Annotated in this window: 13 protein-coding genes; 10 read left to right on the forward strand and 3 right to left on the reverse strand. The window is 60.4% G+C overall.

What is annotated here, in order from left to right; translation table 11 throughout:
- Positions 1-265 precede the first annotated feature (265 nt).
- Together ACSFE6_RS28855 and ACSFE6_RS28860 are read left to right on the forward strand one after the other, a co-directional pair.
- Positions 266-1,312 carry a class I SAM-dependent methyltransferase gene (locus tag ACSFE6_RS28855; protein ID WP_435430790.1) on the forward strand — a complete coding sequence of 349 codons (1,047 nt, stop codon included), beginning with the start codon at positions 266-268 and terminating at the stop codon, positions 1,310-1,312.
- 140 nt (positions 1,313-1,452) lie between these two features.
- Positions 1,453-2,295, forward strand: a complete 843-nt coding sequence (locus tag ACSFE6_RS28860) for an NAD-dependent protein deacetylase (RefSeq protein WP_435430791.1) — start codon at positions 1,453-1,455, stop codon at positions 2,293-2,295.
- Positions 2,296-2,349: 54 nt separating this feature from the next.
- On the opposite strand, the gene ACSFE6_RS28865 is transcribed toward ACSFE6_RS28860, so the two are convergent.
- Positions 2,350-3,252: a LysR substrate-binding domain-containing protein gene (locus ACSFE6_RS28865; RefSeq protein ID WP_435430792.1), complete on the reverse strand. Its 903-nt coding sequence runs from the start codon at positions 3,250-3,252 to the stop codon at positions 2,350-2,352.
- Positions 3,253-3,427: 175 nt separating this feature from the next.
- Between ACSFE6_RS28865 and ACSFE6_RS28870 the strand changes: the two genes are divergently transcribed.
- The 3 genes from ACSFE6_RS28870 to ACSFE6_RS28880 are packed head-to-tail and all read left to right on the forward strand — an operon-like array spanning position 3,428 to position 6,021.
- Positions 3,428-4,126, forward strand: a complete 699-nt coding sequence (locus tag ACSFE6_RS28870; RefSeq protein WP_046816298.1) for a CoA transferase subunit A — start codon at positions 3,428-3,430, stop codon at positions 4,124-4,126.
- Positions 4,127-4,162: 36 nt separating this feature from the next.
- Positions 4,163-4,828, forward strand: a complete 666-nt coding sequence (locus tag ACSFE6_RS28875) for a CoA transferase subunit B (protein ID WP_435430793.1) — start codon at positions 4,163-4,165, stop codon at positions 4,826-4,828.
- Between the two features lie 11 nt (positions 4,829-4,839).
- Positions 4,840-6,021: an acetyl-CoA C-acetyltransferase gene (locus tag ACSFE6_RS28880; protein WP_435430794.1), complete on the forward strand. Its 1,182-nt coding sequence runs from the start codon at positions 4,840-4,842 to the stop codon at positions 6,019-6,021.
- A gap of 218 nt (positions 6,022-6,239) precedes the next feature.
- On the opposite strand, the gene ACSFE6_RS28885 is transcribed toward ACSFE6_RS28880, so the two are convergent.
- Positions 6,240-7,559, reverse strand: coding sequence for an Nramp family divalent metal transporter (locus ACSFE6_RS28885; protein WP_435430795.1), 1,320 nt, complete (start codon positions 7,557-7,559; stop codon positions 6,240-6,242).
- A gap of 176 nt (positions 7,560-7,735) precedes the next feature.
- Between ACSFE6_RS28885 and ACSFE6_RS28890 the strand changes: the two genes are divergently transcribed.
- From ACSFE6_RS28890 to ACSFE6_RS28910, 5 genes are all read left to right on the forward strand, one after another.
- Positions 7,736-8,527 carry a hypothetical protein gene (locus ACSFE6_RS28890; RefSeq protein WP_435430796.1) on the forward strand — a complete coding sequence of 264 codons (792 nt, stop codon included), beginning with the start codon at positions 7,736-7,738 and terminating at the stop codon, positions 8,525-8,527.
- 83 nt (positions 8,528-8,610) lie between these two features.
- Entirely contained in the window at positions 8,611-9,282 is a 672-nt protein-coding gene (locus ACSFE6_RS28895) for a glutathione S-transferase family protein (RefSeq protein ID WP_435430797.1), read from the forward strand.
- A 298-nt stretch (positions 9,283-9,580) separates the two neighbouring features.
- Complete coding sequence (locus tag ACSFE6_RS28900) at positions 9,581-10,039, forward strand: antitoxin Xre/MbcA/ParS toxin-binding domain-containing protein (protein WP_435430798.1); 459 nt, start codon at positions 9,581-9,583, stop codon at positions 10,037-10,039.
- Positions 10,036-10,524, forward strand: a complete 489-nt coding sequence (locus ACSFE6_RS28905; RefSeq protein ID WP_435430799.1) for an RES family NAD+ phosphorylase — start codon at positions 10,036-10,038, stop codon at positions 10,522-10,524. The genes ACSFE6_RS28900 and ACSFE6_RS28905 overlap by 4 nt, the downstream gene beginning before the upstream one ends.
- Positions 10,525-10,657: 133 nt before the next feature.
- On the forward strand, positions 10,658-11,230 hold the full coding sequence (locus tag ACSFE6_RS28910; RefSeq protein WP_435430800.1) for a hypothetical protein: 573 nt from the start codon (positions 10,658-10,660) through the stop codon (positions 11,228-11,230).
- A gap of 3 nt (positions 11,231-11,233) precedes the next feature.
- On the opposite strand, the gene ACSFE6_RS28915 is transcribed toward ACSFE6_RS28910, so the two are convergent.
- Positions 11,234-11,950: an alpha/beta hydrolase gene (locus ACSFE6_RS28915; RefSeq protein WP_435430801.1), complete on the reverse strand. Its 717-nt coding sequence runs from the start codon at positions 11,948-11,950 to the stop codon at positions 11,234-11,236.
- Between the last annotated feature and the right edge of the window lie 142 nt (positions 11,951-12,092).

The raw sequence follows: 12,092 nt of genomic DNA on the forward strand, positions 1-12,092 counted from the left end.
TCCTCCCTCCCCCCCCCCCCTCCCCCCCCTCCCCCTCCCCCTCCCCCCCCCCCCCCCCCCCCCCCCCCCCCCCCCCCCCCCCCCCCCCCACAAAGAGCTCTCCTACAGGGCTCTCGTCACCTGGGATAACGCCACTCGCCTGTCGAACTAAACTTACTGCACCCAGGACGCGCATACCGTCCTGCCCATTCCCACGACCACCGCCCAGCGGCGCATGCCCAGGCAGCCACCTCTGGACCGTGATCCTCTAAAAGGAGCACACGTGATGGACGAGGCCAGACTCAACGATTTCATGGGCAAACTGGTCAATGACATGGGCGGCGCGGCGATGCTCGCCAACGTCATCCTCGGCGAAGAGCTCGGCCTGTACCGGGCCATGGCCGACAGCCAGCCAATCAGCCCCGAAACACTCGCCGGCAAGACCGGCTGCAACCCCCGTCTGGTGCGCGAATGGCTCAGCGCCCATGCCGCTTCGGGCTACATGGAACACACCGACGGCAAATTCCGCCTCCCTGAAGAACAAGCATTGGCCCTGGCCATCGAAGACTCTCCGGTTTACATCGCAGGGGGTATCGGGGTGGTCGCGTCGTTTTTCCATGACAAGGACAAACTGATCAAGGCCATGCGCGGCGATGGCGGCCTGCCCTGGGGTGATCACCATCCGTGCATGTTCAGTGGTACGGAACGCTTCTTCCGCCCCGGCTACAAGGCTCACCTGATCGCCGAGTGGCTGCCGGCCCTGGACGGTGTGGTGGCTAAACTTACGGCCGGCGCCAAAGTGGCGGACATCGGCTGCGGACATGGCGCCTCCACCGTGATCATGGCCCAGGCCTATCCGAATTCGCGGTTCGTCGGTTTCGACTACCACGCGCCCTCCGTCACCGTCGCCACCCAGCGCGCCGAAGAAGGTGGCGTGTCCGGCCGAGCTCGGTTCTTCCAGGGCACGGCGAAAAGCTACCCCGGCAATGACTATGACCTGATCTGCTACTTCGACTGCCTGCATGACATGGGCGACCCGGTGGGTGCGGCCAAACATGCCTACGAATCGTTGAAGCCCGATGGCACGGTGTTGCTGGTGGAACCCTTCGCCAACGACAAGCTGGACGACAACATCACTCCGGTCGGCCGGTTGTTCTATGCGGCATCGACCTTTATCTGCACGCCGAACTCGCTGTCCCAGGAAGTCGGCCTCGGCCTTGGCGCCCAGGCGGGCGAGGCGCGGTTGCGCAAAGTGTTCAGCGAAGCCGGATTCTCGAGTTTCCGCCGGGCCACGGAGACGCCGTTCAACCTGATTCTGGAGGCCCGCAAGTAACGCGTTCCCTGTAGGAGCGAGCATGCTCGCGATGGAAGACAAAACGCCGCGGGGTGTCAGGCCACCGGTGCTATCGTTGACGTTCATCGCGAGCATGCTCGCTCCTACAGTGTCTATTCAGTTGACCCGGAGTGTTGAAGATGATCGACAGCCTGATCCACGAACAGCTCGACCAGCTCCAGCAGCTCATGGCCGACGGACCCTTCGTGGTCCTGACGGGTGCCGGGATCAGCACGCCGTCGGGCATTCCGGACTATCGCGACAACCAGGGCGTGCGCCGTGGCCGGCAGCCGATGATGTATCAGGAGTTTCTCTCGGCGCCCGAATCAAGGCGGCGCTACTGGGCCAGGGCGATGCTCGGCTGGCCACGAGTGCGACAGGCCCGACCGAACGTGGCCCACGACACCCTCGCCCACTTGCAAAGCAATCGGCAAATCAGCGGGTTAATCACCCAAAATGTCGACACCCTGCACGACCAGGCCGGCAGCCATGACGTGATCGAGCTCCACGGCAGCCTGCACCGGGTGCTCTGCCTGGATTGCGGAAAACGCAGCGAGCGCGATTCGATCCAGCAGTTGATGGAAACGCAAAACCCCTACCTGGCAGGCGTCGATGCGGTGCAGGCCCCGGACGGCGACACCCTGCTGGATCCAGCCTTCGAAGCGCGATTCCAGGTCCCCCACTGCCCCCATTGTTCTGGCCTGCGAATGAAGCCGGACGTGGTGTTTTTCGGTGAAAACGTCGCCCAGGAGACAGCCGTCAAAGCGATGGCTGTCGTGGAAAAGGCAGCGGGGTTGCTGGTGATTGGCTCATCCCTGATGGCGTATTCGGCGTTTCGCTTGTGCCGGGCGGTGGTGGATCAGGGCAAGCCGTTGCTGGCGATCAATCTGGGCAAGACCCGGGCGGATGACATTCTGGATTTGAAGATCGAGAGGTCATGCGAGCAGCTGTTGCCACTGTTGGCGCAGCGCCTGAACAACTGACGAAACCCAAACTCCCGTGGGAGCGAGCAGGCTCGCTCCCACAGTGGTTTGTGATCAGTGCATGGAGAGTTGTTGACCGAAGTTCTCTTCCTTAAACACATCAAACAACGCCTGCGCCGCCGCCGACAGCTCCCCCCCAGGCAAGGTCAACACACCTATGGCCCGCTCTACCACCGGATTGCTCAATGTGATGCAGTGCGCGCCCAACTCGCGCATCTGGCCGGCGCACAACGCCGGAACCGCGCTTACGCCCAACCCGCTGGCAACCATGCGCCCCACCGTCGCCAGTTGATGGCTTTCAAATTCCACCGGCAGTTTCATGCCCCGGGCCTGCAGGTGTTCTTCGAGCATCACCCGTAACGTCGAGGGTCGTTGCAAGGTGATGAACGGCTCCTTGAGCAAGGTCTGCCAGTCGACTTCGTCCAGCCCGACCAGCGGCGAATCCAGTGGCACCACCGCCACGAAGCGGTCGATGTACAACGGGGTGAATTGCAGCGATGAACTCATGGTCGGCTCGAACGCCACCCCCAGTTCCACCTGGCGGTCACGAACCATTTCCAGCACTTGCTCGTTGATCACATCGTTGACCGTAACATTGACTTTCGGATAGCGGGCGCGGAATGTCTTGAGGATCGGTGGCAGCAGATTACCGGCAAATGACGGCATGGCCGCCAGGGTCACGCGGCCGCGTTGCAGGGTGAAACGCTGGCGCAATTCATCCTCGGCATTGTCCCAGTCGGCGATCAAGCGGCGCGCAAGCGGTACCAGGGCTTCGCCCTCGGCGGTCAGCGCCACATTGCGCGTGTTACGGGTGAACAACCGCCCGCCAAGGCCGTCCTCCAGCGCCTTGATGGTCAGGCTCAAGGCCGATTGCGACAGGTGAAGGCGTTCGCAAGCCACGGCGAAACTCAGGCTCTGGGCCACGGCCAGGAAGGCACGGATCTGCTTAACGGTCATCTCGCTTCGCTCAAGTTGTAAGCTGCTAGCTTTAAGCTGCAAGTTTAAGGCAGCGGTTTGTTGAGTTTTATCTATCAATCAACCTTAAAAATCAACTTAACAAATAAATCCGACAGCGAGACACTCACCCCCCATACGGCTAGCCAGCCGCCCACAAAGAATAAAAGAGGTGCATATGGCAGGTTTCGACAAGCGCGTGAGTTCCTACGAGGAAGCGCTGGCAGGTCTTGAAGACGGCATGACCGTGATCGCCGGTGGCTTCGGCCTGTGCGGTATCCCGGAAAACCTGATCAACGAGATCAAGCGCAAGGGCACCCGCGATCTCACCGTGGTTTCCAACAACTGCGGCGTCGACGGCTTCGGTCTCGGCGTCCTGCTGACAGACCGCCAGATCAGCAAAGTGGTCGCCTCCTACGTCGGTGAAAACAAGCTGTTCGAAGAGCAACTGCTCAAGGGCGAAATCGAGGTCATCCTGACCCCCCAAGGCACCCTCGCCGAAAAAATGCGCGCGGGCGGCGCCGGCATCCCGGCCTTCTTCACCGCCACCGGCGTCGGTACCCCGGTCGCCGAAGGCAAGGAAGTGCGTGAATTCCATGGCCGCAAGTACCTGATGGAAGAATCCATCACCGGCGACTTCGCCATCGTCAAAGGCTGGAAAGCCGACCATTTCGGTAACGTGATCTATCGCCACACCGCTCAGAACTTCAACCCGCTGGCCGCCACCGCCGGCAAGATCACCGTGGTTGAAGTCGAAGAAATCGTCGAACCCGGCGAGCTGGACCCGGCGCAAATCCATACCCCTGGCATCTACGTCGACCGGATCATCTGCGGCACGTTCGAAAAGCGCATCGAACAGCGCACCGTACGCAAGTGATCCCCTGCCCCCGGACCGAATGAAGGAATAACAACAATGGCACTTTCCCGCGAACAAATGGCTCAACGCGTCGCCCGCGAACTGAAGGACGGCTACTACGTGAACCTGGGCATCGGCATTCCGACCCTGGTTGCCAACTATGTCCCTGACGGCATGGACGTCATGCTGCAATCGGAAAACGGCCTGCTGGGCATGGGTCCGTTTCCGACCGAAGAAACCATCGATGCCGACATGATCAACGCCGGCAAGCAGACCGTGACCGCACGTACCGGCGCCTCGATCTTCTCCTCGGCCGAGTCCTTCGCGATGATCCGCGGCGGTCATGTCGACCTGACCGTGCTGGGTGCCTTCGAAGTGGACGTGCAAGGCAACATCGCCTCGTGGATGATCCCCGGCAAGCTGGTCAAGGGCATGGGCGGTGCCATGGACCTGGTAGCTGGCGCCGACAACATCATCGTCCTCATGACCCATGCGTCCAAGGACGGTGAGTCCAAGCTGTTGTCCCAATGCAGCCTGCCGCTGACCGGCGCCGGTTGCATCAAGCGCGTACTGACCGACCTGGCCTACCTGGAAATCGAAAATGGCGCATTTGTCCTCAAGGAACGCGCACCTGGCGTCAGCGTCGAAGAGATCGTCGCCAAAACCGCCGGTAAACTGATCGTCCCGGAGCACGTTCCGGAAATGCAGTTTGCTGACCAGTGAGGAATCATTCCATGCAAGAAGTCGTCATTGTTGCCGCCACGCGTACCGCGATCGGCAGCTTCCAGGGTGCCCTGGCCAATGTGTCCGCGGTGGACCTGGGTGCGGCGGTGATCCGTCAGCTGCTGGCGCAAACCGGCCTGGACCCTGCCGAAGTCGATGAAGTGATCATGGGCCAGGTACTGACCGCCGGTGCCGGGCAGAACCCTGCCCGCCAAGCCTCGATCAAGGCCGGCCTGCCGGTCGCCGTGCCGGCCATGACCTTGAACAAGGTCTGCGGCTCGGGTCTCAAGGCCTTGCACCTGGCCACCCAGGCCATCCGTTGCGGCGACGCCGATGTGATCATCGCCGGCGGCCAGGAAAGCATGAGCCTGGCCAATTACGTCATGCCCGGTGCCCGCACCGGCCTGCGCATGGGCCACGCGCAAATCGTCGACACCATGATCAGCGACGGCCTGTGGGATGCGTTCAACGATTACCACATGGGCATCACCGCCGAGAACCTGGTGGAGAAATACGGCATCAGCCGTGAGCAGCAGGATGCCTTCGCCGCCGCCTCGCAGCAGAAAGCCACGGCCGCCATCGAAGCCGGGCGTTTTGTCGATGAGATCACGCCGATCCTGATCCCGCAGCGCAAGGGCGATCCGTTGTCCTTCGCCACCGACGAGCAGCCACGGGCCGGCACCACCGCCGAATCCCTGGCCAAGCTCAAGCCTGCCTTCAAGAAGGACGGTTCGGTGACCGCTGGCAACGCCTCGTCGCTGAACGACGGTGCCGCCGCCGTGATCCTGATGAGCGCGGAAAAAGCCAAGGCCCTGGGCCTGCCGGTGCTGGCAAAGATCGCCGGCTACGCCAACGCAGGCGTGGACCCGGCAATCATGGGCATCGGTCCGGTATCGGCTACCCGCCGCTGCCTGGACAAGGCTGGCTGGTCCATCGATCAGCTGGACCTGATCGAAGCCAACGAAGCCTTCGCCGCACAATCGCTGGCCGTGGCCAAGGACCTGGAATGGGACTTGAACAAGGTCAACGTCAACGGCGGCGCCATCGCCCTCGGTCACCCGATCGGCGCCTCGGGCTGCCGCGTACTGGTGACCTTGCTGCATGAAATGATCAAGCGTGATGCCAAAAAAGGCCTCGCCACCCTGTGTATCGGTGGTGGTCAAGGTGTAGCACTGGCGATCGAACGGGCGTAAAGCGTTCAACAGGCTGCGCGGGGACCCACGAAGAGCCGCGTAGCCTGAAAAAACACCCGGTGTAATTTCGGTTACACCGGGTTTTTATTGCCTGCAATCCCCTGTAGGAGCGAGCCTGCTCGCGATGGAGGATCAGGCACCGAGGGTATTCAGACCGCACGCGTTATCGTTGACCTCCATCGCGAGCATGCTCGCTCCTACAGTTTGAAATGCATGCCTCACCCAAAAAGCTGCAGGATCAACCAGCTGTTAGCCCCGCTGATCACTGCAAAAAGCCCCCACGCCAACACCCGCGTCGGCAGCCGATTCACAAACGGTCCCATCAGCTGGTGATCGTTGGTCATGCGAATCAGCGGATACAGCGCAAACGGCAACTGCAAACTCAGCACCACCTGACTCAACACCAACAACTTACCCACCGCCTCATCACCCATCAGCCACACGCCAATGAATGCTGGAATCAGCGCCAATCCACGGGTGATCAAACGCCGTTGCCAGCACGGCAGCCGCAGGTTCAGGAAGCCCTCCATGATCACCTGACCGGCGATGGTCCCGGTGAAGGTCGAGCTCTGCCCCGACGCCAGCAGCGCGACGCCAAACAGCACACTGGCCAATGCACCACCGACCAAGGGATCGAGCAAGTGATAGGCGTCCTGGATGTCGACCACATCGGTGTGCCCGCTCTGGTGAAACGCCGCTGCGGCGAGGATCAGGATCGCTGCGTTGACCAGCAGCGCCAAGGCCAGGGAGCCGATGGTGTCGATGCGCGCCAGTTTGACCGCGTCCTGCCTGCTGACCGTGTCCTTGCCGATCAACCGCGTTTGCACGATCGAGGTGTGCAGGTACAGGTTATGCGGCATCACTGTGGCCCCGAGAATGCCGATGGCCAGGTACAGGGGCGCAGCATCAGCAAGCGTGGACAGTGACGGTGTAAACCCTTGTGCCACATCCGGCCAGTAAGGTTTGATCAGCAGCAGCTCGACGAAGAAACACGCGCCAATGGTGCCCACCAACACCAGCATGATCGCCTCCAGACGACGGAAACCACGGTTTTGCAGGGCCAACACCAGCAACGTATCGAACGCCGTCAGGGCGATGCCAAAGGTCAGCGAACACCCCAGCAGCAGATGAAACGCCAAGGCGCAGCCGAGCACTTCGGCAAGGTCGGTGGCGATGATCGAGATTTCCGCCAGCGCCCACTGCGTACGCGCCGTCCGTGTGCTGTAGCGCTCCCGGCACAGCTGGGCCAGATCCCGCCCGGTGGCAATGCCCAGCCGCGAACACAGGCACTGGACCACCATCCCCGCCAAACTCGCCAGCAGCACCACGAACAACAGGCTGTAACCAAATCGCGACCCGGCCTCGATGGCGGTCGCCCAGTTGCCCGGATCCATGTAGCCGATGGACACCAGTAAACCGGGGCCGGCAAAGCGCAGGACACGTTTGAAAAATGACGCGCCGGGGTCAACGGCAACGGTGCCCGCCACTTCCGGCGGGCAAAACGGCGCGGTGCCGACTTTGGGCAAACTGAATTTCACGCGATGATCCGTCAGCAGGTGGGAAGGCGCAGCTTAGACGTTTCGGTGTATGTGTAACACCCTGTGTAGGAGCTGCCGAAGGCTGCTCCTACAGGGAACATTTTGTATACATAAATTGTGTACACATAACTCATTCCTGCTAATGTTGCAGCCTGACACATGTTGGAGAAGTACCCGTGCTAATGCTCAAACTGCTGGTGATTCCAGGCTTCCTGCTGCTGATTTCCCTGGCGGGTAAACGCTGGGGGCCGAGCGTGGCAGGCTGGTTGTCGGGGTTGCCGGTGGTGGTCGGGCCGATTCTGCTCTTTCTCGCCATCGAACAGGGTGAACAGTTTGCGGCCCAATCGGCCTTGGCGGCGCTCTCGGCGATGTTCGCGATGATTGCTTTTTGCGTGACCTATGCGCAGGTCGCCCAACGCACGGGTTGGCCGCTGGCGTTGACGGTTTCGCTGTCGGTGTGGGCCGTGGTCGCGGTGGTGCTGTCGATGATCCCGCCTTCGTTACCGGTCTCGGTCATCGCTGCCTCTAGCGCGCTGCTGGCAGCGCCCCATCTGTTCCCGTCGGTCCAGCCGATCGTTTCCGGCCCGGCGCCGAAGTCCGACAAACTGCTGCTGCGCATGATTGCCGGCGCCTTGCTGACGCTGGCCGTCACCTTGCTCGCCAGTACCGTCGGCGACCGCTGGAGCGGGCTGCTGGCGGTGTTCCCGGTGCTGGGCAGCGTGATGGCGGTGTTTTCCCAACAAACCCGCGGTCCGGCGTTTACCGCTGCCCTGCTGCGGGCGACTGCTACCGGCATGTATTCCTTCTCGGCGTTCTGCCTGGTGTTGGCGTTGACCCTGCCAAGCATGGGGATGAGCGCGTTTGCCGTCAGTGTTGCGGTGTCGGTGGCCATGCTGGGCGTGACCAAACGCCTGCTGAAAACCACCGCCAGGAGCAACACGACACGTTCGATACATTCGCACGAGTAGCCCAACAACTCCGTACGTCATTCGAACAGGTTTCCCTCAACATCAGCCTCAGTTCACAACCACTACCGACTGAGGCCTGCACCATGAAGTTCTTTTTCCACCCTTCGCCCAACCCGATGAAAGTCGCCCTGCTGCTCGAAGAATTGCAAACACCCTACGAGCTGATCGGCGTCGATACCTTCAAGGGTGAGCAACACCTGCCCACCTTCCTGACGATCAACCCGAACGCCAAGGTACCCGCGCTGATCGATGGCGACGCCACGGTCTTCGACTCCCAGGCCATCCTGCTGCACCTGGCGCAAAAGCATCAGCGTTTCCTGCCGACCAGTGCTGCCGGCAATGCCGAACTGCTGTCGTGGCTGATGTTCATCGCCACCGGCCTGTCACCATTCTCCGGTCAGGCCGTGCACTTTCTGCACCACGCACCGCAAGACCTGCCCTATGCGAAAAACCGTTACTTCAAAGAGGTCGAACGTCACTATCGAGTACTTGATCAACGCCTGGCGGAACATCGATACCTGGCCGGCGACAGCTACAGCATCGCCGACATGGCCCTCTGGGGCTGGGCCAACTACGCACCGTACATCCTCGGTGAAAATGGTCTGGCGGCCTATCCGAACGTCAAGCGTCTGTTCGATGAGATCAGCGCACGCCCGGCGGCCCAGCGCGCGCTCGGTCTGAAAGAGAAACTGGTGCTGAAGGCCGAATTCGACGAAGAAACCCGCCGCAGCCTGTTTCCGCAGAATCAGGCGTAACCATTCGGTTGTCGCATTACCCAGTGATTTCAACACCTGGACTCATCGTAAGCACCTGTCCGACGAAAGCATGGAAATCCGAGAATTCATGGATTTGTCCCACACACTTTTCAGGTTGGCGGTCGGAAGCGCAACGATTAGCGTGATCAGGCAGGAGCGATGAGTAAGCCTGGCACCCGGCAGGCTTGGCTTCATGCATCAAGGACGGACCCATTGCGGAAGCAGTCAACAACCCTATTGCCCGAATAGCGTCATTTGGCGTTATGATTACGCCAAATGACGCATGGAGGTAATCGGTATGCCCGCAGCGACCGAGACAAAGCACGTCGCCCGTAAGCCGACCCAGGTGCTATTACGTGGCAGAAAAGGTGATACACGCATGTTGATCATCCGATACACACAGGAAGGTTTTGACCTGAGTGACGTCAGGGACATGCTTTCCACATCCACCCTGTACATGGAGTACGGGCTTGTTCAGCGCATCACGGGGAAATCCGTCAGAACGGTCCAACGCCTGGCGAAGGAAACAAAACCCGTGCGGCTCAACCAGCAGCAAAGTACAGTCGCTTTCCAATATGCGCATGCCCTGGAACACGCGACCAACGCGTTCGGCAATCAACAACTGGCCGAAGACTGGTTAAAGAAACCCTGCAAGCATCTGGATGGCAATATTCCGCTGGAGCTGGTCGACAACTCGCTTGGCTTCCAGGTCGTGGAGGACTATCTGACCCGCATCGAACACGGGGTCTATCAATGAATCCTTTGCCCTGGGAAGGGAAATGGCACGCTTGGCGCCTTGACCGCGAAGTCTACAAAAACACATGGAACAGTGGCATGGGGGCACAACAATCCGGTGGCCGATGGAACCCTCCCGGCCGTCGAGTCATCTACGCTTCGGCCGACCCATCCACTGCCATTCTCGAAGTTGCCGCCCATGCCGGCTTCGACACCCTCGATGTAGTGCCTCACGTGTTGACACGTTTCGAAGTACTGGACTCGAATCTGATCAAAGTTGTTCAGCCCGAAGACGTGCCGAACCCGAACTGGCTCACCCCTTCTCTACCCTCGCCGAACCAGCAACAATTTGCTGATGAACTGTTGGCCGAACATGCCTTTGTGCTCATTCCGTCTGCGGTAACACGCCATTCGTGGAATCTGCTGGTGAACTGTGACCTGGCCGCGGACAAGTTCCAACTGGTTTCTCAGGAGCGCTTTGGGCTGGATTCCCGACTCATCAAGTAGCTGCCGCCAGTCACTGCAAACAAGCAGGCGGGAACAGAGCGAGACGACCGTCCGTTCTCCCACACTGGAACACGTCACAACCTCCATGGGATGATCGCGCCCCCACTGCGCGACCCTCCCTGGAGATTCACCCATGTCACTGTTGAGTAAAAAAGCCGTTGTCCTGATGCTGGCGGCGGCTGCCACTTTGGGGGCGCTGAATGCGCAGGCCGCCAAGGCCCCGGCCAAGGAAACGGCACCGGTTCAGAAAGTCTCGATGCTCGGCGGCAAATTCACGTTCACCCTGCCCAAAGGTTTCGTCGCTAACCCGCTACCGACCAGCCCTACCGGCGCGAGCGGCACCATGTACGCCAACGAAACCACCAAAACCGTAGTGATCGCTGCTGAAAACAGCCTGCCGGAAGGCACCACGGTCAAGGACAATGACGGGGCGTTTCTCGACGGCACCGCGGCTGATTTCGACACTGCGCAACGAAAGGCGTTGCCCGACTACAACAAGCTCAGCGAAAAAAGCCTGACCCTGAAAAGTACCGGATTGGGTGTACGCCAGATCGACAGCACTGCCACCCAGGGTGGCGGCATGACCCTCAATACCACACTGATGGCGGCCTCCGGCAGTCACATGACCGTGATTCAGGTCATATCCCGCCCCGGCGACATGGCGGCCCATGAGACACTGATCAAACAGATCGTCAGCGGCAAATAAACCTCAGGGGTTGAGGCGCTGCAACCAGACGCTCAAATCCTGCATCTCTTCGGCACTAATGCTGTGACCGACGCCCTGGTAGGCGTGAAACTCGGGCTCGAGCGAGATGCTTTGCAGCAAGCTATTGGCCTCGGTGCCGTCTGTGAACGGCAAGCGCATGTCTGCCGTACCATGACCGATGAAAATCGCCAGCGACTGGCGTTTTTCATCCGGTTTCAATTCGGACCTGAGCACCGGAAGAATCCGCCCGCTTAACGCAGCGATTCCACTCACCGCTTCGGGATGCCGCAAAGCGACTTCATAGGACATGATCGCGCCCTGGCTGAACCCCACCAGAAATACCCTGCCAGGTTCCGTGTGATATTTCTGCGCCGCTTGTGCGATGAAATCGAGCAACAACTGGCCGCTGGACTTCAGGTCATCCGTCTCACCGTTGTAGGCACCTTCACCCTTTTTGCGAAACCACTGGTAGCTGCCCTCCTCCAACACCATCGGCGCCCGCACTGACAGGTAGTTGAAGTTCGCAGGCAGAAAATCCTTGATACCGAACAGGTCCTGCTCGTTACTGCCGTAACCGTGAAGGAAAATCACCAGGGGTTGATCGCGGGAATCGGGGCTGGCCTGCTCCAGGTACTTGAGCGGCAGATCGGTTTGCAGCGGGGTTTGAGCGTGGACAGCGGTGGATACCAGCAGCGTGAGCAGAGCGAGAACTTTCAACATAAGCCTTCCTTCACAGTGCGCAGGGTTCGGGGGTGAGCCTAACATTGTGAGACAGGCAGGGAAATTTTCGGTGAAGCTGAATCCGCTTTCGCGAGCAGGCTCGCTCCCACATTTGAAATGCATTCCTCTGTGGGAGCGAGCC

Origin of the sequence: Pseudomonas baetica (assembly GCF_051216495.1) — a bacterium.
Taxonomy (GTDB): Bacteria; Pseudomonadota; Gammaproteobacteria; order Pseudomonadales; family Pseudomonadaceae; genus Aquipseudomonas; species Aquipseudomonas baetica_B.

Coding starts and splice junctions, on each gene's coding strand:
- ACSFE6_RS28855 (WP_435430790.1), top strand. CDS start 266: ATGGACGAGGCCAGACTCAACGATTTCATGGGCAAACTGGTCAATGAC.
- ACSFE6_RS28860 (WP_435430791.1), top strand. CDS start 1,453: ATGATCGACAGCCTGATCCACGAACAGCTCGACCAGCTCCAGCAGCTC.
- ACSFE6_RS28865 (WP_435430792.1), bottom strand. CDS start 3,252: ATGACCGTTAAGCAGATCCGTGCCTTCCTGGCCGTGGCCCAGAGCCTG.
- ACSFE6_RS28870 (WP_046816298.1), top strand. CDS start 3,428: ATGGCAGGTTTCGACAAGCGCGTGAGTTCCTACGAGGAAGCGCTGGCA.
- ACSFE6_RS28875 (WP_435430793.1), top strand. CDS start 4,163: ATGGCACTTTCCCGCGAACAAATGGCTCAACGCGTCGCCCGCGAACTG.
- ACSFE6_RS28880 (WP_435430794.1), top strand. CDS start 4,840: ATGCAAGAAGTCGTCATTGTTGCCGCCACGCGTACCGCGATCGGCAGC.
- ACSFE6_RS28895 (WP_435430797.1), top strand. CDS start 8,611: ATGAAGTTCTTTTTCCACCCTTCGCCCAACCCGATGAAAGTCGCCCTG.
- ACSFE6_RS28900 (WP_435430798.1), top strand. CDS start 9,581: ATGCCCGCAGCGACCGAGACAAAGCACGTCGCCCGTAAGCCGACCCAG.
- ACSFE6_RS28905 (WP_435430799.1), top strand. CDS start 10,036: ATGAATCCTTTGCCCTGGGAAGGGAAATGGCACGCTTGGCGCCTTGAC.
- ACSFE6_RS28910 (WP_435430800.1), top strand. CDS start 10,658: ATGTCACTGTTGAGTAAAAAAGCCGTTGTCCTGATGCTGGCGGCGGCT.
- ACSFE6_RS28915 (WP_435430801.1), bottom strand. CDS start 11,950: ATGTTGAAAGTTCTCGCTCTGCTCACGCTGCTGGTATCCACCGCTGTC.